Source organism: Caballeronia hypogeia (genome assembly GCF_001544875.2).
Classification (GTDB): Bacteria; Pseudomonadota; Gammaproteobacteria; order Burkholderiales; family Burkholderiaceae; genus Caballeronia; species Caballeronia hypogeia.
Map to the genome: position 1 here is coordinate 93685 of NZ_FCOA02000001.1, position 24230 is coordinate 117914.

At 64.8% G+C, this 24230-nt stretch carries 23 protein-coding genes and 1 riboswitch; of the genes, 18 read left to right on the forward strand and 5 right to left on the reverse strand.

Features of this window, described 5'->3' with window-relative positions:
* The first annotated feature begins 83 nt into the window (after positions 1 to 83).
* On the forward strand, positions 84 to 1577 hold the full coding sequence (glpK, locus tag AWB79_RS00425; RefSeq protein WP_061165411.1) for a glycerol kinase GlpK: 1494 nt from the start codon (positions 84 to 86) through the stop codon (positions 1575 to 1577).
* Positions 1578 to 1703: 126 nt separating this feature from the next.
* Positions 1704 to 1867, forward strand: a riboswitch (FMN riboswitch).
* Between the two features lie 149 nt (positions 1868 to 2016).
* Positions 2017 to 2766 carry a 3,4-dihydroxy-2-butanone-4-phosphate synthase gene (ribB, locus tag AWB79_RS00430; RefSeq protein WP_061165412.1) on the forward strand — a complete coding sequence of 250 codons (750 nt, stop codon included), beginning with the start codon at positions 2017 to 2019 and terminating at the stop codon, positions 2764 to 2766.
* 12 nt (positions 2767 to 2778) lie between these two features.
* Here the strand turns inward: ribB and AWB79_RS00435 are convergent, their stop codons facing one another.
* Genes AWB79_RS00435 through AWB79_RS00445 form a run of 3 tightly spaced genes read right to left on the reverse strand, consistent with a single transcriptional unit; the run spans position 2779 to position 5098 of the window.
* A complete protein-coding gene (locus AWB79_RS00435; RefSeq protein ID WP_061165413.1) occupies positions 2779 to 3465 on the reverse strand; it encodes an HAD family hydrolase in 687 nt (228 codons plus the stop codon).
* Positions 3466 to 3502: 37 nt separating this feature from the next.
* Positions 3503 to 4693, reverse strand: a complete 1191-nt coding sequence (locus AWB79_RS00440) for an MFS transporter (protein ID WP_061165414.1) — start codon at positions 4691 to 4693, stop codon at positions 3503 to 3505.
* A 12-nt stretch (positions 4694 to 4705) separates the two neighbouring features.
* On the reverse strand, positions 4706 to 5098 hold the full coding sequence (locus AWB79_RS00445) for a VOC family protein (RefSeq protein WP_061165415.1): 393 nt from the start codon (positions 5096 to 5098) through the stop codon (positions 4706 to 4708).
* Between the two features lie 104 nt (positions 5099 to 5202).
* Here AWB79_RS00445 and AWB79_RS00450 point away from each other — a divergent pair, with 104 nt between their 5' ends.
* The 14 genes from AWB79_RS00450 to AWB79_RS00515 all read left to right on the forward strand — a co-directional run bounded on the left by AWB79_RS00450 (position 5203) and on the right by AWB79_RS00515 (position 20216).
* Positions 5203 to 6174, forward strand: coding sequence for a LysR family transcriptional regulator (locus tag AWB79_RS00450; protein ID WP_198398958.1), 972 nt, complete (start codon positions 5203 to 5205; stop codon positions 6172 to 6174).
* Between the two features lie 162 nt (positions 6175 to 6336).
* Positions 6337 to 7707 carry a tRNA (N6-isopentenyl adenosine(37)-C2)-methylthiotransferase MiaB gene (gene miaB / locus AWB79_RS00455; RefSeq protein WP_061165417.1) on the forward strand — a complete coding sequence of 457 codons (1371 nt, stop codon included), beginning with the start codon at positions 6337 to 6339 and terminating at the stop codon, positions 7705 to 7707.
* Between the two features lie 12 nt (positions 7708 to 7719).
* Positions 7720 to 8838 (forward strand): PhoH family protein, encoded by a 1119-nt coding sequence (locus tag AWB79_RS00460; RefSeq protein WP_061165418.1) that lies wholly within the window; start codon positions 7720 to 7722, stop codon positions 8836 to 8838.
* Positions 8835 to 9299: an rRNA maturation RNase YbeY gene (gene ybeY, locus AWB79_RS00465; RefSeq protein ID WP_061165419.1), complete on the forward strand. Its 465-nt coding sequence runs from the start codon at positions 8835 to 8837 to the stop codon at positions 9297 to 9299. Before AWB79_RS00460 ends, ybeY begins: the two co-directional genes overlap by 4 nt.
* Before the next feature lie 26 nt (positions 9300 to 9325).
* A complete protein-coding gene (locus AWB79_RS00470) occupies positions 9326 to 10048 on the forward strand; it encodes a gamma-glutamylcyclotransferase (RefSeq protein WP_061165420.1) in 723 nt (240 codons plus the stop codon).
* Positions 10049 to 10250: 202 nt separating this feature from the next.
* Positions 10251 to 11156: a CorC family transporter gene (locus tag AWB79_RS00475; protein WP_061165421.1), complete on the forward strand. Its 906-nt coding sequence runs from the start codon at positions 10251 to 10253 to the stop codon at positions 11154 to 11156.
* A gap of 81 nt (positions 11157 to 11237) precedes the next feature.
* The gene (gene lnt / locus AWB79_RS00480) at positions 11238 to 12920 is read left to right on the forward strand and encodes an apolipoprotein N-acyltransferase (RefSeq protein ID WP_082862244.1); all 1683 of its coding nucleotides are present in this window, start codon (positions 11238 to 11240) and stop codon (positions 12918 to 12920) included.
* Between the two features lie 194 nt (positions 12921 to 13114).
* Positions 13115 to 14143 carry a glycine--tRNA ligase subunit alpha gene (glyQ, locus tag AWB79_RS00485; protein WP_074169312.1) on the forward strand — a complete coding sequence of 343 codons (1029 nt, stop codon included), beginning with the start codon at positions 13115 to 13117 and terminating at the stop codon, positions 14141 to 14143.
* Between the two features lie 18 nt (positions 14144 to 14161).
* Positions 14162 to 16261 carry a glycine--tRNA ligase subunit beta gene (gene glyS, locus AWB79_RS00490; protein WP_061165423.1) on the forward strand — a complete coding sequence of 700 codons (2100 nt, stop codon included), beginning with the start codon at positions 14162 to 14164 and terminating at the stop codon, positions 16259 to 16261.
* 9 nt (positions 16262 to 16270) lie between these two features.
* Positions 16271 to 16828, forward strand: a complete 558-nt coding sequence (gene gmhB, locus AWB79_RS00495; RefSeq protein ID WP_061165424.1) for a D-glycero-beta-D-manno-heptose 1,7-bisphosphate 7-phosphatase — start codon at positions 16271 to 16273, stop codon at positions 16826 to 16828.
* A 26-nt stretch (positions 16829 to 16854) separates the two neighbouring features.
* Positions 16855 to 17628, forward strand: a complete 774-nt coding sequence (locus AWB79_RS00500; protein ID WP_061165425.1) for a lysophospholipid acyltransferase family protein — start codon at positions 16855 to 16857, stop codon at positions 17626 to 17628.
* Between the two features lie 83 nt (positions 17629 to 17711).
* Entirely contained in the window at positions 17712 to 18656 is a 945-nt protein-coding gene (locus tag AWB79_RS00505) for a M48 family metallopeptidase (RefSeq protein WP_061165903.1), read from the forward strand.
* 74 nt (positions 18657 to 18730) lie between these two features.
* Positions 18731 to 19117 carry a lactoylglutathione lyase gene (gene gloA / locus AWB79_RS00510; RefSeq protein WP_061165426.1) on the forward strand — a complete coding sequence of 129 codons (387 nt, stop codon included), beginning with the start codon at positions 18731 to 18733 and terminating at the stop codon, positions 19115 to 19117.
* A gap of 169 nt (positions 19118 to 19286) precedes the next feature.
* On the forward strand, positions 19287 to 20216 hold the full coding sequence (locus tag AWB79_RS00515) for a DMT family transporter (RefSeq protein ID WP_061165904.1): 930 nt from the start codon (positions 19287 to 19289) through the stop codon (positions 20214 to 20216).
* A 1-nt stretch (position 20217) separates the two neighbouring features.
* On the opposite strand, the gene AWB79_RS00520 is transcribed toward AWB79_RS00515, so the two are convergent.
* Positions 20218 to 21231 (reverse strand): DedA family protein/thiosulfate sulfurtransferase GlpE, encoded by a 1014-nt coding sequence (locus AWB79_RS00520; protein ID WP_061165427.1) that lies wholly within the window; start codon positions 21229 to 21231, stop codon positions 20218 to 20220.
* 166 nt (positions 21232 to 21397) lie between these two features.
* Between AWB79_RS00520 and AWB79_RS00525 the strand changes: the two genes are divergently transcribed.
* Positions 21398 to 22258 carry an MBL fold metallo-hydrolase gene (locus AWB79_RS00525; RefSeq protein WP_061165428.1) on the forward strand — a complete coding sequence of 287 codons (861 nt, stop codon included), beginning with the start codon at positions 21398 to 21400 and terminating at the stop codon, positions 22256 to 22258.
* On the opposite strand, the gene AWB79_RS00530 is transcribed toward AWB79_RS00525, so the two are convergent.
* A complete protein-coding gene (locus AWB79_RS00530) occupies positions 22255 to 22971 on the reverse strand; it encodes a FadR/GntR family transcriptional regulator (RefSeq protein ID WP_061165429.1) in 717 nt (238 codons plus the stop codon). The genes AWB79_RS00525 and AWB79_RS00530 overlap by 4 nt on opposite strands.
* Before the next feature lie 104 nt (positions 22972 to 23075).
* On the opposite strand from AWB79_RS00530, the gene dgoD reads away from it, so the two are divergent.
* A complete protein-coding gene (gene dgoD, locus AWB79_RS00535) occupies positions 23076 to 24224 on the forward strand; it encodes a galactonate dehydratase (protein WP_061165430.1) in 1149 nt (382 codons plus the stop codon).
* The last annotated feature ends 6 nt before the right edge of the window (positions 24225 to 24230 follow it).

A 24230-nucleotide genomic window follows, 5' to 3' on the forward strand; every position in this document is an offset into this window, starting at 1 on the left:
CGAGCCCGCTCCGATAGATTGCGCAGACGGACATCGCTCGAAGTACCGCCGGCGCGCGGCGTCCGCTCAAACCGGAGGAGACCATGCAGGATCAGTACGTTCTCGCGCTCGACCAGGGCACCACCAGCTCCCGCGCCATGCTGTTCGACCGCAGCGGCAACGTCGTGTCCGTCGCTCAGAAGGAGTTTCAGCAGATTTATCCGGAAGCGGGCTGGGTCGAACACGATCCGCAGGAAATCTGGTCCACGCAGGCGGGCGTCGCCGCGGAAGCGGTGACCCGTGCGGGCGCGAGCGCTTCGTCGATCGCCGCTCTCGGCGTAACGAACCAGCGGGAAACCACGATCGTGTGGGACCGGGAGACGGGCAAGCCGGTCTACAACGCGATCGTCTGGCAGGACCGGCGCACCGCGGCCTTCTGCGACGAGCTCAAGGCGCGCGGCCTCGAGGCGAGGGTGCGCGCGAAGACCGGCCTGCCCATCGACTCGTATTTCTCCGCGACCAAGATCCGCTGGATCCTGGACAACGTGGAAGGTGCGCGCGACAAGGCGAAGCAGGGACGCCTCGCCTTCGGCACCGTCGATAGCTGGCTCGTGTGGAACTTCACGCGGCGGGGCCTGCATGTCACCGACATCACCAATGCCTCGCGCACCATGCTCTTCAACATCCATGAGCGGCGCTGGGACGACGAACTGCTCGACGCGCTCGATATTCCGCGCAGCATGCTGCCTGAAGTGCGTACCTCCGCCGAGGTGTATGGCACGACGCAAGGCGTGTTCTCCACGGACATCCCGATCGCTTCGCTCGCTGGCGACCAGCACGCCGCGCTCTTCGGCCAGATGTGCACCGACTCCGGCATGGTGAAGAACACCTACGGCACCGGCTGCTTTCTCGTCATGAACACGGGCGAAAAGCCGATCGAATCGCGCAACAATCTCGTCACCACGATCGCCTGGCAGATCGGCGATCAAGTCAATTATGCGCTGGAAGGCAGCATTTTCATTGCGGGCGCCGTCGTGCAATGGCTGCGCGACGGCCTCGGCATCATCCGTCGCGCGAGTGAAGTGGAAACGCTCGCGCGCGGCGTTCGGCACAGCGACGGCGTCTATCTCGTGCCCGCGTTCGCCGGACTCGGGGCGCCGCACTGGAATGCGCGCGCACGCGGCACGCTTTTCGGTGTGACGCGCGGCACCACGTCGGGCCATATCGCGCGCGCGGCGCTCGACTCCATCGCCTATCAATCGCTCGACGTGCTCAAGGCAATGGAAGCTGACTCGGGCATGCGCATCGCGCAGTTGCGCGTCGACGGCGGCGCTTGCGCGAACGACCTTCTGATGCAGTTCCAGGCCGACATCCTCGGCGTCGATGTCGCGCGCCCGCGCATCGCGGAAACGACGGCGCTCGGCGCCGCTTATCTCGCGGGACTGGCCGTCGGCTACTGGAAAGATGTCGACGAACTCAAGGCGCAGTGGCAACTGGAGCGTCGTTTCGCGCCATCGCTGCCCGAGCGGGAAGTCGAATCCTGCATCGCAGGGTGGCGGCGCGCGGTGAATGCCGCGAAGGCGTGGGCAGACAGTTAGCCGGATAGTCGCGCAAACTCGCGGATGTCGCTTCACACAACGTCCACGACGCATGCGGCGGTGCAAAAACCGTACGCGTGCGGTATCCTAAAAAAGCTGACGGGTTTATCGGCCCGTCGGCATCCAGTACGTCTTCAGGGCGGGGTGCAATTCCCCACCGGCGGTGTGTGGCGAGGCTTGATGGCCGGACCATGAGCCCGCGAGCGCCCGCGCGAGCATCATGCGCGGGGTCAGCAGATCTGGTGAGACGCCAGAGCCGACGGTCATAGTCCGGATGAGAGAAGATGTGCAGATGGTCACGTCCGTTCCCCCTGGCGATTCAAGCATCGCGCCGAACCGGACGACGCCGCGCCCCCTGGCGCGCCGCCGCGGGGTGCCGTTCTGTCTGTTTGCAATGCCCTGAAACGTTTTTCGCCCATTTTTCGCGAGAGCGTTTCACATGTCCCAGAGCCGAATCACCAGCAATCTGTCTTTCCCCGCGCCCGCCGTCATCGCAGATGACGCGTTCGCCGATCTCCCGCAACTGTCCGATTTCGAGATTCCGCCGCGCATCGCCGCCGCACTCGACGCCATGCGTGCAGGCCGCCCGGTCGTCCTGCAGGACGACGACGATCGCGAGAACGAAGCCGATCTGATCGTCGCGGCCGAAAAGCTCACCGACGCCACCATGGCGCTCCTGATCCGCGAGTGCAGCGGCATCGTCTGTCTGTGCCTGCCCGACGAGCGAGTCCGCGCGCTCGAACTTCCGCCAATGGCCGCCGCGAACGGCAGCCGCTACGGGACCGCGTTCACCGTGTCGATCGAGGCGCGCGAAGGCGTGACGACGGGTGTTTCGGCGGCCGACCGCGTGACGACGATCCGTGCGGCCATTGCCGATCACGCCACGCCGGACGATATCGTCAGTCCCGGTCACGTGTTCCCGCTGCGGGCGATGCCGGGCGGCGTGCTCGCGCGGCGCGGTCACACGGAAGGCACAGTCGATCTGGCGATTCTTGCCGGCCTCAAGCCCGCGGGCGTGCTGTGCGAGCTGATGAACGCCGACGGCACGATGGCGCGCGGCGAGCAAATCGAACGCTTCGCGAAGGAACACGGCTTGCCGCTTTTGACCATCGAGGAACTGGCCGACTTCCGCGCGACGCTCTCCGCCGCGCGCAAATCGGTGGAAGAAGTCGTGGAAGAAGCGGTCTGATCCACCGCCGCTTCAGGAAAGCACGTCGCCGAAATCTCCGCGCACGCCGGCCGCGACCAGCGCCGGCAGTTCGTCCATGTGCTCCATGATTCGCGTGATGCCGGTTTCGCGCAGCACCTGCGCGTAGCCGGACGGTATATGGCTCGCGCCGACGAACGCGATGGTTTTCATACCCGCCGCGCGCGCCGCTGTCAGGCCGGCGACGCTGTCTTCCACGACGAGGCAGCGCGCCGGATCGATTCCGAGCGTGCGCGCCGCGAGCAGATAGACATCGGGATAAGGCTTCGGCCGTTCGACCTGCTGCGCGCTGAACACGCGCTCGCCGACGATTGCATCCAGCCCCGCGCGCCGCACCGAAGCGCGCACGCGCTCCATGCGGCTATTCGAGACCACCGCCACCGGCAGGCCGCACCCTTCCAGAGCAACACGCACGCCCGCGATCGGTCCGAGCGAGCGTGCTAGTTCCACGGACACGCGCGCCTCGATCGTCTCAACGAAGTTCGGCGGCATCGCGATGCCGAACGTCGTCTCCAGATTGGCCAGAAAGCGCGAGGTTTGTTGTCCGAAGGCCGTCTTGACGACCGGTTTGAAGTCGATGCCGGGAAACGTCTCGGTGAGCACGTCCAGCATCACGCGATCCGCGATGACTTCGCTGTCGACGAGCACGCCGTCGCAATCGCAGATGAGATGATCGATCATGTTGGCTCGAATTACGTTGAGCCGACATGATAAGCGCTCAGCAAGCGTCGGCTGCCTTTACGTCTGTTTTAAGGCTGCGGCGCACGCGCGGCGCATCCAGCCGCGCGGCGAACCACGTCACCGCGAGCGCGGCGAGCGCGACCACGGCGGCGGCCCACGGCAGCATATCGAGCCCGTGGCCGTGCGTGAGCACCGCGCCGCCGAGCCACGCGCCGCCCGCGTTGCCGACATTGAACGCGCCGATATTGAGCGTCGACGCCAGATTCGGCGCGTCTTTCGCCTTCTCGACGACGCGCGTCTGCAGCGGGGGCACCGTCGCGAACGCCGCGATGCCCCAGACGAAGATCGTCACGATCGCGCCGATCTGGCTGTGACTCGTCCCGGCGAACACCGCCATGACGACGGCCAGCGCGAACAGAATGCCCATGAGCGAGCGCATCAGCGCGCGGTCGGCGAGCCTGCCGCCGATCGTATTGCCGATCGTCAGGCCGATGCCGAACAGCACCAGAATCAGCGTGACGGCGCGCGGCGAGAAGCCGCTGACCTGTTCGAGAATCGGCGCGATATAGGTGAACACAACGAACACGCCGCCGAAACCGAGCACGGTCATCGTAAGCGCGAGCCACACTTGCGGGTCGCGCAGCACGCGCACTTCGTGCGACAGGCCGCTGGGCGCGGCGTCATGGCGATTCGGCACGAGCGCCGTCACGCCGAGCGCGGACAGCACGCCGAACCCGGCGACGATCCAGAATGTCGCGCGCCAGCCGAGCTCCTGGCCGATGAAAGTGCCGAACGGCACCCCCAGCACGTTGGCGAGAGTGAGGCCGGTGAACATCAGCGCGATGGCGCTTGCGCGCTTTTCCGCCGGCACGAGCGAAGCCGCGACGACCGCGCCGATGCCGAAGAACGAGCCATGCGCGAACGACGTGACGACGCGCGCCACCATCAGCAGTTCGTAGTTCGGCGCGAGCGCGCAAAACACGTTGCCGACGATGAACACGAGCATTAGCAATTGCAGCGCGAGCTTGCGCGGCATTTTGCTGGTGAGCACGGCGAGCAGCGGCGCGCCGACCGCCACGCCGAGCGCGTAGCCGGTGACGAGCAGGCCTGCTGAAGGAATCGAAACAGAAAGATCGCGCGCGACATTGGGCAACAGGCCCATGATGACGAACTCCGTCGTGCCGATGGCGAAAGCGCTGATCGCCAGCGCGAGAAGCGGAAGAGGCATGATGACTCCAGATCAGGATTGAGCGAGGGGCCGGGCGACCACGAATTCGACGACCACGGCCAGCGCGAGCCGCACGAAGAGCTGAAGCTCTCGGGCGATCGGCACTTCGGCGAGCTGATACGCGTAGCCGTGGCAGTCGAGGCGTTCGAGCAGCGCCCGCCATTCGGTTTCGTCGTCGATGCGCAGCGCCAGATGATCGATGCGCGTCGCGCCGCGCCCTTCCATCGATGCCGACGCCGCGCGCGATGCAATCAGATGCACCACTGGCCGCGCGCCGAGATAGAGCCAGTAGCCGCCTACGCCGAACGGCGGCCGCGGGCCGACGCGCATCCCTCCGATATCGACGAAAAAGCGCATGAGCGCGTCGCAATCCGGCGCGACGATGGTGACGTGATCGAGCTGCATGGTTTCGAACTCCCAGTCGGTTGAACGACATTTTCCGGATGCGGCAATCGTTTGAGAATTGGGCTAGTCTTTGAATCATTCTCAAACGGAATTTGAAAATGACGATGGATCGGCTCGGCGACATGCGCCTGTTCGTGGAAGCGGCGGCGGCCGGCAGCCTGTCGGCGGCGGGGCGCAAGCTCGGTTTGTCGCCGGCGGCGGCGAGTGCGCGCCTCATGAAGCTCGAGAAAGCGCTGCACACGCGGCTGTTCGAGCGCACGACGCGCCAGTTACGCGTCACCGATGAAGGCCGGCTGTATCTGCAGCATTGCCGCATCGCACTGCAGGCGATTGACGACGCCGAAGCCGCGCTGCAGGCCGGTCAGAACGTCGTGCGCGGCAAGGTGCGCGTGTCGGCGACATCGGATTTCGGGCGTCACATGCTGAGCGGCTGGCTCGACGAATTCGGCGCGCGGCATCCGGAGGTGAGCTTCGCGCTGACGCTGTCGGATTCGGTGTCGAACTTCATGCTGGAAGAAATCGATCTGGCGATCCGCTTCGGCGCGCCGCCCGACAGCGGGCTCGCCGCGCGCGTGCTGGCGCCGAACCGGCGCGTGTTGTGCGCATCGCCGGAATATCTCGCGCGTAAGGGCACGCCGAAAACGCCCGCCGATCTGCTCGGGCACGATTTCGTCGTGGTGGTCACGTCGTCCGGGCCGCTCTCCGAACTGAACTTCGTGCGCGGCGAGGAGCGCTACGCTTTTTCGATGCCCGTCGCGGATTCCTGGGAAGCGAACGACGGCGCGCTCGTTCATGCGTGGGCGCGCGCGGGTCACGGCATCGCGCATAAATCGATCTGGGATATCGCCGCCGACGTGCGCGCCGGCACGCTCCAGATGGTGCTGCCCGACTGGTGCACGCACGAAGCCGCCGTGCACGCGCTCTTTCATGCGAACCGCTACATGGCGCCGCGCGTGCGGGCGCTGCTGGATTTTCTCGTCGAACGCTTCGAAAAGACCACGGCGGAACTGCTCGGCGATCTGGCGTATCCGCCCGACCGTAGGCGCGAACGTCAGGAATGGCCGTCGGAGCTATAATATCGGGCTAAATTACAGCAAAAAGCGGTGCAGATCGGCGTAAAACGCGTCTGCGGAAATTTCCGCGAAGGCGCCTGAAAACGCCCTTTCGAGCCCCGCGAACCCCTTTTTCAATCTCTTTTATAGCGCCCCCAGGTTAACCACTGCGACCGGCGACGATTCATGACCAAGAAAGTTTATGTAAAGACCTTCGGCTGCCAGATGAACGAGTACGACTCCGACAAGATGGTCGACGTGCTCGGCGCGGCGGAAGGACTCGTCAAGACGGACACGCCCGAAGACGCGGACGTCATTCTGTTCAACACGTGCTCGGTGCGCGAAAAGGCCCAGGAGAAAGTCTTCTCCGATCTCGGCCGCGTGCGCGAACTCAAGGAAGCGAATCCGAATCTGCTGATCGGCGTCGGCGGTTGCGTCGCGAGTCAGGAAGGCGCGTCGATCGTCGCGCGAGCGCCGTATGTCGATCTCGTGTTCGGCCCGCAGACGCTGCATCGCCTGCCCGCGATGATCGATCAGCGCCGCGCCACCGGCCGCGCGCAGGTCGACATCACGTTCCCGGAAATCGAGAAGTTCGACCACCTGCCGCCCGCGCGCGTGGACGGTCCGAGCGCGTTCGTGTCGATCATGGAAGGCTGCTCGAAGTACTGCAGCTATTGCGTCGTGCCGTACACGCGCGGCGAGGAAGTGTCCCGTCCGCTCGACGACGTGCTCACCGAAATCGCCGGCCTCGCCGATCAGGGCGTGCGCGAAGTCACGCTGCTCGGGCAGAACGTGAACGCCTATCGTGGCGCGCTGACGCTCGGTTCGAGCGAAATCGCGGACTTCGCGACGCTCATCGAATACGTCGCGGAAGTGCCGGGTATCGAGCGCATTCGCTACACCACGTCGCATCCGAAGGAATTCACGCAGCGCCTGATCGACACCTACGCGAAGGTGCCCAAGCTCGTTTCGCATCTGCATTTGCCGGTGCAGCACGGCTCGGATCGCATCCTGATGGCGATGAAGCGCGGCTACACCGTGCTCGAATACAAGTCGGTGATTCGCAAATTGCGCGCGATCCGCCCGGACCTGTCGCTGTCGACGGACTTTATTGTCGGCTTCCCCGGCGAGACCGAAGACGACTTCAACAAGATGATGACGCTCGTCGACGAGATGAGCTACGACACGAGCTTCTCGTTCATCTACAGCCCGCGTCCCGGCACGCCCGCCGCAAATCTGCACGACGACACGCCGCGCGAAGTGAAGCTCAAGCGTCTGCAACATCTGCAGGCGACCATCGAAGAAAACGTGCAGCGCATCAGCGAATCGATGGTCGGAAAGGTCGAGCGGATTCTGGTCGAGCGCCCGGCGCGCAAGGACCCGAACGAGCTCGCGGGCCGCACGGAGAACAACCGCGTCGTCAATTTCCCGGCGCCGGTTTCGTCGCACGCGCGTCTGATCGGCCAGATGATCGACGTGAAGATCGTGCACGCGTATCCGCATTCGCTGCGCGGCGAGCTGGTGCTCGTGCCAGAGACGTCCGCAATCGCTAATTAAAGACGGGACACTTTGAAGAACGCTCCTACGCAGCATCTGGAATTCACCGCACCGCGCGACGACAACGCGCGGCTCGCCAACCTCTGCGGCCCGCTCGACGAAAACCTGCGGCAGATCGAGCAGGCGCTCGACGTGACACTTTCGCGTCGCGGCCACAAGATTTCGATTCGCGGCCGTGGCGCGCGGGTGGCGCTCGCGGCGCTCGAGAACTTCTACAACCGCGCGCGCGATCCGATTTCCGTCGATGACATCCAGCTCGCGCTGGTCGAAGCGCGCCACGCGACGCGTCGCGCGAGAGATGCGCGTGACGCAAACGGCGAAGACGGCGAGGTCGATCCGCGTTTTCGCGGCGACCCCGATCATCCGTTCGACGAACCCAGCGCGACGATCGATCTCGGCGAAGACGAAGATCACGGTCCGAAGCTGTACACGCGCCGCGCCGACCTGCGCGGCCGCACGCCCGCGCAGCGCGAGTATCTGAAGCAGATCCTGCAGCATGACGTGACCTTCGGCATCGGGCCGGCGGGCACGGGCAAGACGTATCTCGCGGTCGCGTGCGCCGTCGATGCGCTGGAGCGCGATCAGGTCAAACGCATCGTGCTGACGCGGCCGGCCGTCGAGGCGGGCGAACGGCTCGGCTTCTTGCCGGGCGATCTCGCCCAGAAAGTCGATCCGTATCTGCGTCCGCTGTATGACGCGCTCTACGATCTGCTCGGCTTCGACAAGACCGCAAAGATGTTCGAGCGCCAGATGATCGAAATCGCGCCGCTCGCGTACATGCGCGGCCGCACGCTGAACCACGCGTTCATCATTCTCGACGAGGCGCAGAACACGACGCCCGAGCAGATGAAGATGTTCCTCACGCGTATCGGCTTCGGTTCGAAGGCGGTCGTTACCGGCGACACGACGCAGGTCGACTTGCCGCGCGGCCACAAGAGCGGCCTGATCGAAGCGCAGCATGTGCTGTCGGAAGTGCGCGGCATCGCGATCACGCACTTCACCTCGGCGGACGTGGTGCGGCATCCGCTGGTCGCGCGCATCGTCGAGGCTTACGACGCGCAGTCGCAGAAGGACGCGGCGCTCGCGGAGGCCGCGCGTCTGTCGCAGCAATCGCAGCAGAAACCCGAATGACCCCGCGCCTCACCCTGACGCTGCAGTTCCCGGCCGCCAAGGCGTATCCGTCGCACAAGGCGATCCTGCCGCGCGCAACCGTCGCGCGCTGGATCAAGGCATCGCTGTTCGCGGATGCCGAGCTGACCGTGCGCTTCGTCGATGAAGACGAAGGACGCATGCTCAACCGCACGTATCGGCAGAAGGACTACGCGACGAACGTGCTGACCTTCGCCTACGCCGAATCGGAGGACGATCCGGTCGCGGGCGATCTGATCCTGTGCTGCCCGGTGGTCGAGCGCGAGGCGACGGAGCAAGGCAAGCCGCTCGCCGCGCACTACGCGCATCTGATCGTGCATGGCACGCTGCATGCGCAGGGTTACGATCACGAGATCGAAAGCGAAGCGCAAGAGATGGAATCGATCGAGACGGATATCATGCAGTCTCTGGGATTTTCCGATCCTTATGTGCCTTTGCCCTGAAGCCGGTCCGATGTCCTGAACGCGCCGTGAACGACAAGACGCCCGAATCCAATCCCTCACTTGAATCTCTGGCGGAGAAAGCGCCCGCGCCGCCGCGTCCGGACTGCCCGGACTGCCCGGACTGCCCGGACTATCCGCCCATGCTCGGCGAATCCGCGTTGCTGACTGAAGAGGAACTCGCGGCGTCGCGCGAGGCGTCGCTCGCGCACTGGGATCGGAAGTCGGATTTGTGGCTGTTCGGTTACGGCTCGCTGATCTGGAATCCCGGGCTGCCGACGCTCGAAGCCGTGCGCGGCAAGGTGCACGGCTATCATCGCGGGCTTTATCTGTGGTCGCGTGTGAATCGCGGCACGCCGGAGCAGCCGGGCCTCGTGCTCGCGCTCGATCGAGGCGGCTCGTGCACCGGCATGGCGTTCCGTCTCGCGGGCGCCGATGCGACCGAACATCTCGAAGTGCTATGGCGCCGCGAAATGGCGATGGGCTCCTACCGTCCGGCGTGGCTGCCCTGCACGCTCGCGGACGGGCGGCGCGTGGACGCGCTCGCGTTCGTCATGCGGCGCGAGGCGTCGTCTTACACGGGAAAGCTCGCGGACCCGATCGTACGCACGGTGTTCGGCTGCGCGAGCGGCCGATACGGCACCACGCTGGATTACGTCAGCCGGACGGTCGAAGCGCTGCGCGAAAGCGGCATGCCGGATCGCGCGCTCGAAGCATTGTTGCAGCGTTGCTGGGCACAGGGCGGCAAGTGAAGCGCGTGCTTTCTGTTTCCGTATGATTTTTTCGCTTTGCCATCGTCCGTTCGGCCAACGCTTCGGGCTCGACATACTTCTCGCATATTTATCGACTAGCATGGCTCATGGACTGCGCGCAGCACCCCACTGCCCGCGTTTTTCCTTGGTGTATGCTTAACTTTCCGCTAACCCGCGCCCGGGAACTCCCGGGCGCTCCGCTATGAACGAACCCTATCCCAGTCGACGCCATGCCGACAAACCGCAGGAAAAGCGCTCACTTCTCGAACGCCTGACCGATTTCATCTCGCACGAGCCCGAATCGCGCGATGAACTTCTCGAAGTCCTACAGGACGCGCACGAGCGCAACCTGCTCGACGCCGACTCGCTCTCAATGATCGAAGGCGTCTTCCAGGTGTCCGATCTCTGCGCGCGCGACATCATGGTGCCGCGCGCCCAGATGGACGCCATCAACATCGCGGAAACCCCCGCCGAATTCATCCCATTCGTGCTGGAAAAGGCACACTCGCGCTATCCGGTCTTCGAAGGCAACCGCGACAACGTCATCGGCGTGCTGCTCGCGAAAGACCTGTTGCGCTACTACGCCGAAGAGGAGTTCGACGTGCGCGGCATGCTGCGCCCCGCCGTCTTCATTCCGGAGTCCAAGCGCCTGAACGTGCTGCTGCACGACTTCCGCGTGAACCGCAATCACATCGCGATCGTCGTCGACGAATACGGCGGCGTGGCAGGTCTCATCACGATCGAGGACGTGCTGGAGCAGATCGTTGGCGACATCGAGGACGAATACGACTTCGACGAGGAAGCCGGCAACATCATCGCGACGCCCGACGGCAAATATCGCGTGCGCGCGCTCACCGGCATCGAACAGTTCAACGAGGAGTTCGGCACCGAATTCTCCGACGACGAAGTCGATACCATCGGCGGCCTCGTCACGCATCGTTTCGGGCGCGTGCCGCATCGCGGCGAGAAGGTGCGCATCGACGATTTCGTGTTCGAGATCCAGCGCGGCGACGCGCGGCAGATTCACGTTCTCCTTGTGCGGCGCGTGCCGAATCTCGCGCAGCAACATCACCACGCGGGCGACGACGAAGACGAACTGCGCGACTAAGCGCTCTCGCGGGCGCCGGCATCGAACGGCGCCCGCGATGTTCCGTCCCGCCCGCATCAGCTTGATCCCCGACCGTCATCAATGGCCGATTCATCGTCTCGCTTTTTTTCCCGTAAGCGCAATGCATCCGTGAGCGCTGCGGCCGCCGAAGCGCCGCGCGCGCTGCCCTTCTGGCATTACCTCGCCGCCGCCGTGCTCGGCGCAATCAATACGCTTTCCTTCGCGCCGACGCCGCATGGCGGCTGGATCGAGCTCGTCGTGTTCGCGCTGTTCTTCGCGTGGCTCTCGCGCACGAGCGGCTGGCGCGGCGCCGCGCTGACCGGCTGGGCGTTCGGCTTCGGCAACTTCGTGACGGGCGTGTGGTGGCTCTATGTCAGCATGCACGTTTACGGCGGCATGGCCGCGCCGCTTGCCGCGGCAGCCGTTGCGCTGTTCTCCCTGTATCTCGCGATCTACCCGGCCTTGTCGAGCGTGGTCTGGTCGTTCGTCGCGGGGCAAGCGCGCTTCGGCGATGAAGACACGGTCACCGCAAGCGACATCGACGCGTCGCCGCGATACGCGCCGACCTGGCACGGCGCGTTCGCCTTCGCGAGCGCGTGGGCGCTCGGCGAGTGGTTGCGCGGTCTCGTGTTCACCGGTTTTCCGTGGCTCGCGAGCGGCTATGCGCAGGTCGACGGGCCGCTGAAGGGCTTCGGCTCGATCGTCGGCGTGTACGGCATCGGCTGGGTGCTCGCGCTGGTCGCGGCGCTGATCGTGCAGACGCTGTTCAACTGGCGTCACGCGCGCACGTCAGTGGCGCGTGTCGCGCCGGGCGTCGTCGCGCTCGGGCTGATCGTCGCGGGCATGCTGCTGTCGCTCGTCGAATGGACGACGCCCGCCAACGCGCCGCTCGACGTGCGTCTCCTGCAAGGCAACGTGAAGCAGGAAATGAAGTTCGAGCAGGCGGGCGTCGATCAGTCGCTCGCGCTGTATCAACGGCTCATCACCGAGAAGCCCGCCGATCTGATCGTCACGCCGGAAACCGCGTTGCCTGTGTTGTCGGTGCAGATTCCGCAGGACTTCGCCGTGGCGATCCGCAATTTCGCCGACACGACGAACTCGTCGATCCTCTTCGGCGCGATCGGCGTCACGATTCTCCCCGACGGCCGCGCGACCGATTTCACCAACAGCCTCTTCGGCGTCACGCCGCACGTGAACGGCGTGTATCGCTACGACAAGCATCATCTCGTGCCCTTCGGCGAATTCGTGCCGCTCGGCTTTCACTGGTTCGTGCGCCTGATGGGCATTCCGCTCGGCGATCTCGCGCGCGGGCCGATCGCGCAGAAGGCGTTCATCGTGCATAACCAGCCGGTCGCGGTCGATATCTGCTACGAGGACATCTTCGGCGAAGAGATCGCGCGCACGATCCGCGAGCAGGAAACGCCCGCGGGCATTCTCGTCAACTCGACGAATCTCGCGTGGTTTGGCAACACGATCGCGCTCGATCAGCATTTGCAGATCGCACGCATGCGTTCCATCGAAACCGGCCGGCCGATGCTGCGCTCGACCAACACCGGCATGACGGCGGTAATCGCGGCGAACGGCGATGTCGTGTCGAAACTGCCGGTGTTCACCACCGGCGTGCTCGAAGCGCGCGTGCAAGGCACGAGCGGCGCCACGCCTTATGTGACAAGCGGGAACATGACGGTGATCGCGGTATCGCTGATCCTGCTGGCGTTTGGGTTTGCGTTCGCGCCCAACCGGAAACGTTCGGGCACGCGTTGAACATCGCGTGAAACAAAGCCGCGTCGCCCTACGCGACGCGGTCCGCGCATCCACTCCTTCAGGGCGCGCGACGCCCAAAAAGCCGCACCCGCCCTCCGTTCGGCTAAAATTCAACGTTTCAGCACTTCGGCCGCGCCTCCGAGCCGCATCGTCGCGACGATGGCCGCGCCACGTTCGCCCCGCACAAGGCAATCATGCTCACTTTCCAGCAAATCATTCTGACGCTGCAGTCCTACTGGAACGAGAAGGGCTGCGCCCTCCTTCAGCCGATCGACATGGAAGTCGGCGCGGGCACCTCGCACGTCCACACGTTCCTGCGCGCGATCGGCCCCGAGCCGTGGCGCGCGGCCTACGTTCAACCGTCGCGCCGCCCGAAGGACGGCCGTTACGGCGAGAACCCCAACCGCCTGCAGCACTACTATCAGTATCAGGTCGTGCTGAAACCCGCGCCTGAAAACATCCTCGATCTGTATCTCGGCTCGCTCGAAGCACTTGGCTTCGACCTGAAGCAGAACGACGTGCGCTTCGTCGAAGACGACTGGGAAAACCCGACGCTCGGCGCGTGGGGCCTCGGCTGGGAAGTGTGGCTCAACGGCATGGAAGTGACGCAGTTCACCTATTTCCAGCAGGCGGGCGGCCTCGACTGCAAGCCGGTGCTCGGCGAAATCACCTACGGTCTCGAACGTCTCGCGATGTATCTGCAGAAGGTCGAGAACGTATACGACCTCATCTGGACCGAGTGGGAAGAAGACGGCCCGAACGGCAAGGAATTGCGTCGCCTGACTTACGGCGATGTGTATCACCAGAACGAAGTCGAGCAGTCCACCTACAACTTCGAGCACGCGAACGTCGATCTGCTCTTCACCTTCTTCAAGAGCTACGAAGAAGAAGCGAAGAAGATGATCGACGCGAAGCTCGCGCTGCCCGCGTACGAACTGGTGCTGAAGGCCGGCCACACCTTCAACCTGCTCGATGCGCGCGGCGCCATCTCCGTGACGGAGCGCGCGGCGTATATCGGCCGCATTCGTGCGTTGTCGCGTCTGGTCGCGCAGGCTTACTACGATTCGCGCGAAGCACTCGGCTTCCCGATGCTCGGCAACCCGGTCAGGGGCGATCGCGATCTCGTCACCGACGAGCAGGAAGCGCAGCGTCCCGCATGGGCGCCGCCGCTCAAGGTGGAGAGCACGCCCCCCGGTGAAACCAGCAACAACGAACAGGCTTGACGAGGCTCGACAGAACAAATGACGCAATCCAAACACGCATCCCTGCTCGTCGAGCTGCTCACCGAAGAACTGCCGCCGAAGGCGCTCGCGCGTCTCGGCACTGCTTTCGCCGACGGTATCGTCGAGCGTCTGGCGGCACGCGATCTGATCGACGGCACGCCTTCGTTCGAAAAATACGCAACACCGCGCCGTCTCGCCGTGCTCATCAGGAACGTGCGCGATGTGGCGCCCGAAAAGCAGGTGCGCGAGAAAGTTCTGCCGGTTGCGGTCGCGCTCGACAAGGAAGGCAATCCCACGCCGCCGCTCGCGAAGAAGCTCGCCGCGCTCGGCTTCCCTGACTTCCCGCTGTCCGAGCTCGAACGCGCCCAGGACGGCAAGGCCGAAGCCTTCTTCCTGCGCTATGCCGCGCCCGGCGCCACGCTCGCCGACGGCCTGCAAGCCGCGCTCGACGAAACCCTCGGCAAGCTGCCGATCCCGAAGGTGATGACCTATCAGCGTCCGGACGGCACCAGCGTGCAGTTCGTGCGTCCGGTGCAGCGCCTGGTCGCAATGCATGGCCGCGACGTGGTGCCGGTGAGCGCGCTCGGCGTCGATTCAGGCGATACGACCATCGGTCATCGTTTCATGTCGGAAGGCTTCGTCGCGATTGCGCACGCGGACGAGTACGCCGAAACGCTGCGTGGCCGTGGCCGCGTCATCGCGAATTTCGACGATCGCCGCGAATCGATTCGTACGCAACTGCAGGCATTCGCGGACGAAGACCGCGTCGTGATGCCCGAAGCGCTGCTGGACGAAGTGAACGCGCTGGTCGAATGGCCGGTCGTGTACGAATGCCGCTTCGACGAGGAATTCCTGCAAGTGCCGCAGGAATGCCTGATCCTCACGATGCAGACCAACCAGAAGTATTTCGCGCTCACCGACCAGAACGGCAAGCTGCGCTCGCGCTTCCTGATCGTGTCGAATATCGACACGAAGACGCCGGGCGAGATCGTCGAAGGCAACGAGCGCGTCGTGCGCCCGCGTCTCGCCGACGCGAAATTCTTCTTCACGCAGGACAAGAAGAAGCGCCTCGAAGACCGCGTGCCGCTGCTCGCGAACGTCGTGTATCACAACAAGCTCGGCTCCGCGCTGCAACGTGTGGAGCGACTCGAAGCGCTCGCGGGCGAAATCGCGCCGATGATCGGCGTCGATGCCGCCCTCACGCGCCGCGCCGCGCGTCTCGCCAAGGCAGATCTGCTGACCGACATGGTCGGCGAATTCCCCGAGTTGCAGGGCACGATGGGCACGTACTACGCACGTCACGACGGCGAGCCGGAAGAAGTCGCGCTCGCGTGCTCGGAGCACTATCAGCCACGCTTCTCGGGCGATGAAACGCCCTCCACCGGCGTCGGCTGCGCGGTCGCGCTGGCGGACAAGCTGGAGACCATCGTCGGCATCTGGGGCATCGGTCTCGCGCCGACCGGCGAGAAAGACCCGTTCGCGCTGCGCCGTCACGCGCTCGGCGTGCTGCGCATCCTGCTGGAAAAGAAACTTGCCATCGACCTGCGCGATCTCGTGAACGCGGCGCAGCGCCAGTTCGCGGGCATGCCGCAAGTCGCCGATTCGACCGAAGCCATCTACGCGTTCTTCCTCGATCGCCTGCGCGGCCTGCTGCGCGAACGCGGCTTCGAGGCGAACGACATCGAAGCGGTACTGAGCCTGAATCCGACGCGCCTCGACGACATCGTCGCGCGCCTCGACGCGGTGCGCGAGTTCGCCGCGCTGCCCGAAGCCGCGGCGCTCGCGGCGGCCAACAAGCGCATCTCGAACATCCTGAAGAAGTCCGAGCAAGGCGCGCCTGCGTCGGTGAACAAGGAACTGCTGATCGAAGACGCGGAGAAGAACCTCTACGCACAGATCGAGCAGGTGACGCCGCGTGTGCAGAGCACGCTTGCCGCGCGCAATTACACGGAAGCGCTGACCGCGCTCGCCGCGTTGCGCGAATCGGTCGATACCTTCTTCAACGACGTCATGGTGAACGCGGAAGACCCGGCGTTGCGCAACAATCGTCTCGCGCTGCTGAATGCGCTGCATCAGCAGATGAACTGCGTCGCGGACATCTCCAAGCTCGCCGCATAAGGCGCCGCCATGGTCATGAACCGAAAACTGGTCATCCTCGATCGCGACGGCGTCGTCAACGTCGATTCCGATGCGTTCATCAAGTCGCCGGACGAATGGGTCGCCATTCCCGGCAGCCTCGAAGCCATCGCGCGGCTGAATCAGGCGGGCTATCGCGTGGCGATCGCATCGAATCAGTCGGGCATCGGGCGCGGCCTGTTCGACATGGCCGCGCTCAACGCGATGCATCAGAAGATGAATCGCGCGGTGGCGGCAGTCGGCGGACGCATCGACGCGGTGTTCTTCTGCCCGCACACGGCAGAAGATCAGTGCGATTGCAGAAAGCCGAAGCCCGGCATGCTGCAGCAGATCATCGACCGCTTCGAGATCGATCCGCGCGACACGCCCGTGGTCGGCGATTCGCTGCGCGATCTGCAGGCGGGCGAGACGCTCGGCTTTCCGACGCATCTCGTGCTCACCGGCAAAGGCGAAAAGACCCTGAAGGAAGGCAATCTGCCCGAAGGCACCGTCGTTCACAAGGACTTGCGCGCGTTCGCGCTCGACTTCCTCGCGCGACATCAAGACTGACCGGCAGTCCGTATCACTGAAACTCCATGCGCTTCATCCGTTCGTTGCTGTTGATGCTCTACTTCATCGTGTACACGGTGCCGTACGCGATCGCGTGCTTCATCGCGTTTCCGTTCATGCGCGCCGACAAGCGCTACTGGATGGCGGCGGGCTGGTGCAAGTCCACCATCGTGGTGCTGCGCTATCTGATCGGCATCCGCTACCGGATCGAAGGCATGGAGAACCTGCCGAATGGTCCGGCCGTGCTGCTCTCGAAACATCAGTCCGCCTGGGAGACGCTCGCGTTTCCGGCTCTGATGCCGCGCCCGCTCTGCTATGTTTTCAAGCGCGAGTTGCTCTATGTGCCGTTCTTCGGCTGGGCGCTCGGACTGCTCAAGATGGTGCACATCGATCGCAAGCAAGGACGCGACGCGTTCGTCTCGGTCACGCGGCAAGGCCGTGCGCGCATGGACGAAGGCGCGTGGGTCATCATGTTTCCCGAAGGCACGCGCACGCGTGTAGGCAGCCAGGGAAAGTACAAGACGGGCGGCGCGCGCTTCGCGGTTGCGACCGGCGCACCGGTCGTGCCGATTGCGCACAACGCCGGTCATGTCTGGCCACGCAATTCCTTCATCAAATATCCGGGTATAGTCACGGTGTCGATCGGCCAGCCGATCGATACTGCCGGTCTCACGCCCGAGGAAGTGAATACGCGCGTCGAAAGCTGGATCGAAACGGAAATGCGCCGCATCGATCCGCACGCCTACACCGCGCCGTACACGCAACCCCGCCAGGCCGGCGCCGCGGGCGCGGGCCGCTGAGCGGCTCACGCTTCATATCGAGCCGCGGCGTGCCTTACTCATTCTTCTCGTCATTCCTGCGCCGTGAGCGCAAAGCCGAGCCGATGCAGAAAGCCCCATCGCGACAGCGCCCCGCCGTCGCGCTCGATACCCTGCAACTCGATCTGCCGTTCGAGCATGCACCGGCTTACTCCGGCGCGCAGCCCGCGAGCGCACCGGCGCCGCTGCGCGGCGACGTGCCCACCGCGGAACCCGTTCCCGTCCGCTCGCCCGCCGCGCCCGGTGCACCCAATGCGCAGCAAGCACCTCCGGCGCCGCTGCCCGACGGCGTGCGCCTGCGCCGCATCGTGCTCAAGGCGGGCGCGCTCGAATACCGGCTAAAGCGCTCGGCGCGGCGCACGATCGGCTTTTGCATCGACGGCACCGGGCTCGCGATCACCGCGCCGCGCTGGGTGACCATCGCCGATATCGAAAGCGCGATCCTCGACAAACAGAACTGGATCGTCAAGAAGATCACCGAATGGCAGACGCGCGTCGAACAGCGCGCGCTGCCGCGCATCGAATGGAAGGACGGCGCGCAGTTTCCGTATCTCGGCAAGACGATCAGCGTGTCGCTCTCGGCGGCGCGCACCCTTTCGTTCGATGACCAGACCAACGTGCTCACGCTCGCCCTGCCCGCCTTCGCGGATGTGCAGCAGATCAAGGACCGCGTGCAAGGCTGGCTGCAGAGCGAAGCGAAGCGCATTTTCGGCGAGCGGCTCGCGGTGTACGCGGCCAAGCTCGGCGTCGAATATCGCGCGTATGCGCTGTCTTCGGCGGCGACGCGCTGGGGCAGTTGTTCGAGCGACGGCAAGATCCGCCTGAACTGGCGGCTCATCCATTTTCCGATGTCGATCATCGATTACGTGGTCGCGCACGAGCTCGCGCATCTGCGCGAGATGAATCACAGCCCGCGCTTCTGGCGGACGGTGGAATCCATCTTCCCCGAGTTCCGCGAGGCGCGGCACACGCTCAAGCATCATCCGCCGGATCTGCTGCCGGCGCTCTGAGGCGTCGCCGGCACGCCCGCAGCGCCGACGGTACAATTTCCTGTCCCCCGCAAACACACAACAGGAACTCCACCATGCGACTCCTCCACACGATGCTGCGCGTCGGCGACCTGCAGCGTTCCATTGATTTCTACACGCGCATTCTCGGCATGCACGTGCTGCGTCAAAGCGAAAACACCGAGTACAAGTACACGCTCGCGTTCGTCGGCTACGGCCCGGAAAGTGAGAACAGCGTGCTCGAACTGACCTACAACTGGGGCACCGAGAAGTACGACCTCGGTACGGCTTATGGCCATATCGCGCTCGAAGTCGAGAACGCCGCCGATGCCTGCGAGCGCATCCGCCAGGCAGGCGGCAAGGTCACGCGCGAAGCAGGCCCGGTGAAAGGCGGCACGACAGTGATCGCATTCGTCGAAGATCCGGACGGCTACAAGGTCGAGCTGATCGAAAAGCATTCCTGATTCGAGCCCGCGCGCGTCGCCTTCATGCCGGCGCGCTTCGAATCTCCACGGTCCCGTCCGGACCATTCGCTCATCCGGCCCGTTCGCTGGCACAATCGACGCTCCAAATCAGTGCATGGCGATGCGCGCCGCGCGTCGTCCATCCGCCGCCACGCCCACGAGCCCGCCGATGAGCACGTCTTCCCTTTCGCTGCGCCGCGCCCCCGACGCTACCGCTGTCATCGTGATGATCGCGTTGTGCGGCGCGTGGGGATTCCAGCAAGTCGCCATCAAGGAAGCGAACGCATCCATTCCGCCGATGCTGCAAGCCGGCATCCGCTCGCTGATCGCGACCCTGCTCGTCTGGATCTGGACGCGCACGCGCGGCGTGCCGCTCTTTCAGCGCGACGACACGCTGCCCGCCGGCCTGCTCGCGGGCATTCTCTTCGGCGGCGAGTTCGTCTGCATCTTCTTCGGCCTGAGCCTCACGACCGCGACGCGCATGGCCGTGTTCCTCTACACCGCGCCCTGCTTCACGGCGCTCGGGCTGCACTGGTTCGTCGCCGGCGAGCGGCTTTCGCGCGCGCAATGGTGCGGCATCGCGCTCGCGTTCTGCGGCATAGCGTTCGCGTTCGCGGATGGTTTCCTGCACGGCAATCCGAACAGCGCATCGACGCTTCAGGGCATCGCGGGCGATGCGCTCGGCATCATGGCCGGCATATTCTGGGCAGCGACGACGGTGGTCGTGCGCGCGTCGACGCTTGCGCATGCGAGCGCGAGCAAGACGCTGTTCTATCAACTGGCGGTGTCGGCGGTGTTACTGCTCGCGCTGGCGGTGGGCATCGGGCAGACGCATGTCGAAGCCGTGTCGCCGCTCGCGCTCGCGAGTCTTGCGTATCAGGCGATCGTCGTCGCGTTCATCAGCTATCTGACGTGGTTCTGGCTGCTCACGCGCTATATGGCGTCGCGCCTTTCGGTGTTTTCGTTTCTCACGCCGATCTTCGGCGTCACCTTCGGCGTGATGCTGCTCGGCGAGCACTTCAGCGTGCGCTTCATGGTCGCCGCGGCGATGGTGCTCGCGGGCATCGCGCTGGTCAATCGTCCGGCGCGGCGCACGTAGTTCATTCCGGCGCGGCCGCGCGAATCGTCACCATGTCGTGATCGATGTCGTCGTGGTCCGCCGGCGCGAGCATGTGCTCGGCGGGAATCGGCTCGACCGGATAGCCGTGCTTCTCCCACGCATCGAGCCCGCCCTTGAGCGGCCGCACGTGCGTGAAACCCTTCGCGCGCAACTGCCGCGCGATCGTCTTCGCGGTTGCTTCGTTCGGGCACACGCAATACACCACCACTTCGTGCTCCGCGTACAACTGATCGAAGCGATCGGGCGAATCGAGATCGAGCGATACCGCGCCCGCGATCCGATACGGCTCGCGCCGGCGAATCTCCTGCGGGCGCGCGTCGTAGATCACGGGCGGCGTGTCGGAGCGCATCATCTCGTCGAGCTGATCGGGCGTGATGTGATACTTCTCGAGCCACTGGCGGAACTGCACGCGCCGGATCCATCGATACAGCAGAAAGCCGAGCGCGACCATCACGAGGATGTCGATGACCGTCGTGCCGTTGGCGCGCACCAGCGCGACCAGCTTGCCAATCTGTTCCTGCAGGGCCGCGCCGCCGAGCATCCAGAAGCTCGCCCACGCCGTCGCGCCGATCAGGTCCCACAGCACGAACACGCGCACTTCGATTTGCGTCGTCCCGAGCAGCGGCGCGGATACGAGTCCGAGTCCCGGCACGAACTTCGACAGCGCGAGCAGCGGCACGCCGAAGCGCTCGAACCAGCGGCGCGCGGTGCGCAGGGTCGTATCGATCGACAGCGAAAAGCGCACGAGCGAATTGAGAAAGCGCCGTCCATACAGGCGGCCTGCGGCGAACCACAACGAGTCGGCGATGAGCACCGCGAGCACGGCGGCCGCGAGCATCTGCCAGAACGGTGCGTTGCCGTCGGCGACGAGCGTGCCGGCGAGAATCAGCATCGGCGCGGCGGGAATGGGCACGCCGAGCTGCGTCGCCAGCACGCTGACGAAGACGGCCCACGCGCCCCACGACGACGCGAGCGAAGTCGGGACCAGCGGCATTCGAACCTCTTTGAGCGAGCTTTCGGGGAGGTGACGCCCGCGCGAGAGCGCCGGCGCAAAGGGTTACACTGTATCGCGAAGCCGCCAAAAACGCCCAATCCACCGGCGACAGAGCAGCGGCGAAGAACACGAGGTCACGCATCGCACGGCGTCCGGGGGAACCAGCATGCAACCGACGATTCAGCCTTTCTTCGACATCAACACGGGCACGATGACCTACGTCGTCTTCGGCGCGACCGGCTCGGCGGCGGCCATCGTCGATCCCGTGCTCGACTACGATCCGAAGGCCGCACGCACCTCGACGACATCCGCCGATGCGGTCATCGCGTTCGTGCGCGAGCAGCGGCTTCAGGTCGAATGGATTCTGGAGACGCACGCGCACGCCGACCATCTCTCGGCGGCTCCGTATCTGAAGCGCGAACTGGGCGGGAAGATCGGCATCGGCGAATCGATACGCACGGTGCAGGGCGTGTTCAAGAAAATCTTCGATCTCGAGCGCGAGTTTCAACTCGACGGCTCGCAGTTCGATCACCTGTTCAGCGACGGCGAGCGCTTCATGATCGGCGAACTGGAGGCCTGCGCGCTGTTCGTGCCGGGCCACACGCCCGCCGACATGGCGTATCGGATCGGCGACGCCGTGTTCGTCGGCGACACGCTCTTCATGCCGGACCTGGGCACCGCGCGCTGCGATTTTCCGGGCGGCAGCGCGCGCACGCTGTATCGCTCGATTCAGCGCCTGCTCGCGCTCGACCCACACACGCGGCTGTTCGTCTGTCACGACTATCCGCCGGCCACGCGTGAGCCGCGCTGGCAAAGCACGGTGCTCGAGCAGCGCGAGCACAACATTCACGTGGGCGGCGGCAAGACCGAAGACGAGTTCGTGGTCATGCGCGAGGCGCGCGACGCCACGCTCGGCATGCCGACGCTCATCCTGCCCGCGATTCAGGTGAACATTCGCGCCGGCCAGTTTCCGCAAGCCGCCGAGAATGGCACGACATATCTCAAGATTCCGCTGAACGCGCTCTAAGCTTCGATCCTTCCGCGCGTCACGCCGAGCAGATCGGCCATCGCGCGGCGCGCGGCGCTCGCATCGCGGGCGAGGATCGCGTAGAACACCGCCGTGTGCTCCGCGAGCGACGCGTTGTAGACATCCGCGCGCTTCGCGTTCAAGCGCAACTGGCCTTCGAGCGTGCGCTCGATCAGCGCGCCCAGCGGAATCAGCAATTCGTTGCTGCACGCGGCGAGCACGCCCAGATGAAAGTCGAGATCGGCCCGCACCCATTCGTCGACATTCTGCGCGTCGACCATGGCCTGATGCGCGCGTGTGAGCCGTTCGCGCGAGCTGTCCTCGTGATTGTCGGCGGCGAGCGCCGCCGCGTACGGCTCGATCATCTCGCGCATTTCCTGCAGCTTGAGCGCGAATTGCAGCGGCGGCGCGACGCGCGCGTACCAGTCGAGCATGTCGGCGTCGAGCAGATTCCACGCTTCGCGCGGGCGCACGCGCGTGCCCACTTTCGGACGCGACTCGATCAGCCCTTTCGACGTGAGCGTGCGCAACGCCTCGCGAAGCACCGTGCGGCTCACGCCGAAGCGCTCCATCAGTTCCGCTTCGCGCGGCAAGGGCGAGCCGGGCGCAACGTCGCCGCGCAGGATCGCCTTGCCTAATTCGTGCGTTACATGGCCATGCAAGTCGCGGTGGATGATGGTGTTCTCCCAGGTTTGGGCAGGATTATCGGGCATTCAATTGATATTTTGTAAGCCCAAGCTGCGCCTTAATAATACTATTAATATGCTAAATCAGCAGGATTTTGCTACCATGCCGAAATCCTTCCTGGAGACGCTCAATGAAAATCACGAAACTCGAGACCTTCATCGTTCCGCCGCGCTGGTGCTTCCTCAAGATCGAAACCGACGAAGGCATCACCGGTTGGGGCGAGCCGGTTGTCGAAGGCCGCGCGCATACGGTCGCTGCCGCCGTCGATGAACTCGCCGACTATCTCGTCGGCAAAGACCCGCGTCATATCGAAGACTTGTGGCAGGTGATGTACCGCTCCGGCTTTTATCGCGGCGGGCCGGTCGGCATGAGCGCGATCGCGGGCGTCGATCAGGCGCTGTGGGACGTTCTCGGCAAGTTCCACGGCGTCCCGGTGCATGCGCTGCTTGGCGGCCAGGTGCGCGACAAGATCAAGGTGTATTCGTGGATCGGCGGCGACCGTCCGAGCGATGTCGCGAACAACGCGCGCGCGGTGGTCGAACGCGGCTTCAAGGCGGTGAAGATGAACGGCTCGGAAGAGCTGCAGATCATCGATACGTTCGACAAGGTGCAGGGCGTGATCGACAACGTGCGCGCCGTGCGCGAGGCGGTCGGGCCGAACGTGGGCATCGGCGTCGATTTTCACGGACGCGTGCACAAGCCGATGGCGAAGGTGCTCGCCCGCGAACTCGATCCGTACAAGCTGATGTTCATCGAGGAGCCGGTGCTCTCGGAGAACGTCGAGGCGCTGCGCGATATCGTCAACCAGACGAGCACGCCGATCGCGCTCGGCGAGCGGCTCTATTCACGCTGGGACTTCAAGCACATTCTGGCCGGCGGTTATGTGGACATCATTCAGCCGGACGCGTCGCACGCGGGCGGGCTGACCGAATGCCGCAAGATCGCGACGATGGCCGAAGCGTACGACGTCGCGCTCGCGCTCCACTGCCCGCTCGGGCCGATCGCGCTCGCGACCTGCCTGCAGATCGACGCGATCAGCTACAACGCGTTCATTCAGGAGCAGAGCCTCGGCATTCACTACAACAAGGGCAACGACCTGCTCGATTACATCAAGAATCCGGAAGTCTTCAAGTACGACGACGGCATGGTGTCGATCCCGCAAGGGCCGGGGCTGGGCATCGAAGTGAACGAGGAAAAGGTGCGCGAGATGGCGAAGGTCGGGCACCGGTGGCGTAATCCGGTGTGGCGGCATGCGGATGGCAGCGTCGCCGAATGGTGATCGCCT

Excerpts from the sequence above, each read along its gene's own strand:
- glpK (WP_061165411.1), top strand. The coding sequence starts at position 84 with ATGCAGGATCAGTACGTTCTCGCGCTCGACCAGGGCACCACCAGCTCC.
- ribB (WP_061165412.1), top strand. The coding sequence starts at position 2,017 with ATGTCCCAGAGCCGAATCACCAGCAATCTGTCTTTCCCCGCGCCCGCC.
- AWB79_RS00435 (WP_061165413.1), bottom strand. The coding sequence starts at position 3,465 with ATGATCGATCATCTCATCTGCGATTGCGACGGCGTGCTCGTCGACAGC.
- AWB79_RS00440 (WP_061165414.1), bottom strand. The coding sequence starts at position 4,693 with ATGCCTCTTCCGCTTCTCGCGCTGGCGATCAGCGCTTTCGCCATCGGC.
- AWB79_RS00445 (WP_061165415.1), bottom strand. The coding sequence starts at position 5,098 with ATGCAGCTCGATCACGTCACCATCGTCGCGCCGGATTGCGACGCGCTC.
- AWB79_RS00450 (WP_198398958.1), top strand. The coding sequence starts at position 5,203 with ATGGATCGGCTCGGCGACATGCGCCTGTTCGTGGAAGCGGCGGCGGCC.
- miaB (WP_061165417.1), top strand. The coding sequence starts at position 6,337 with ATGACCAAGAAAGTTTATGTAAAGACCTTCGGCTGCCAGATGAACGAG.
- ybeY (WP_061165419.1), top strand. The coding sequence starts at position 8,835 with ATGACCCCGCGCCTCACCCTGACGCTGCAGTTCCCGGCCGCCAAGGCG.
- AWB79_RS00475 (WP_061165421.1), top strand. The coding sequence starts at position 10,251 with ATGAACGAACCCTATCCCAGTCGACGCCATGCCGACAAACCGCAGGAA.
- lnt (WP_082862244.1), top strand. The coding sequence starts at position 11,238 with ATGGCCGATTCATCGTCTCGCTTTTTTTCCCGTAAGCGCAATGCATCC.
- glyQ (WP_074169312.1), top strand. The coding sequence starts at position 13,115 with ATGCTCACTTTCCAGCAAATCATTCTGACGCTGCAGTCCTACTGGAAC.
- glyS (WP_061165423.1), top strand. The coding sequence starts at position 14,162 with ATGACGCAATCCAAACACGCATCCCTGCTCGTCGAGCTGCTCACCGAA.
- gmhB (WP_061165424.1), top strand. The coding sequence starts at position 16,271 with ATGGTCATGAACCGAAAACTGGTCATCCTCGATCGCGACGGCGTCGTC.
- AWB79_RS00500 (WP_061165425.1), top strand. The coding sequence starts at position 16,855 with ATGCGCTTCATCCGTTCGTTGCTGTTGATGCTCTACTTCATCGTGTAC.
- AWB79_RS00505 (WP_061165903.1), top strand. The coding sequence starts at position 17,712 with ATGCAGAAAGCCCCATCGCGACAGCGCCCCGCCGTCGCGCTCGATACC.
- gloA (WP_061165426.1), top strand. The coding sequence starts at position 18,731 with ATGCGACTCCTCCACACGATGCTGCGCGTCGGCGACCTGCAGCGTTCC.
- AWB79_RS00515 (WP_061165904.1), top strand. The coding sequence starts at position 19,287 with ATGAGCACGTCTTCCCTTTCGCTGCGCCGCGCCCCCGACGCTACCGCT.
- AWB79_RS00520 (WP_061165427.1), bottom strand. The coding sequence starts at position 21,231 with ATGCCGCTGGTCCCGACTTCGCTCGCGTCGTCGTGGGGCGCGTGGGCC.
- AWB79_RS00525 (WP_061165428.1), top strand. The coding sequence starts at position 21,398 with ATGCAACCGACGATTCAGCCTTTCTTCGACATCAACACGGGCACGATG.
- AWB79_RS00530 (WP_061165429.1), bottom strand. The coding sequence starts at position 22,971 with ATGCCCGATAATCCTGCCCAAACCTGGGAGAACACCATCATCCACCGC.
- dgoD (WP_061165430.1), top strand. The coding sequence starts at position 23,076 with ATGAAAATCACGAAACTCGAGACCTTCATCGTTCCGCCGCGCTGGTGC.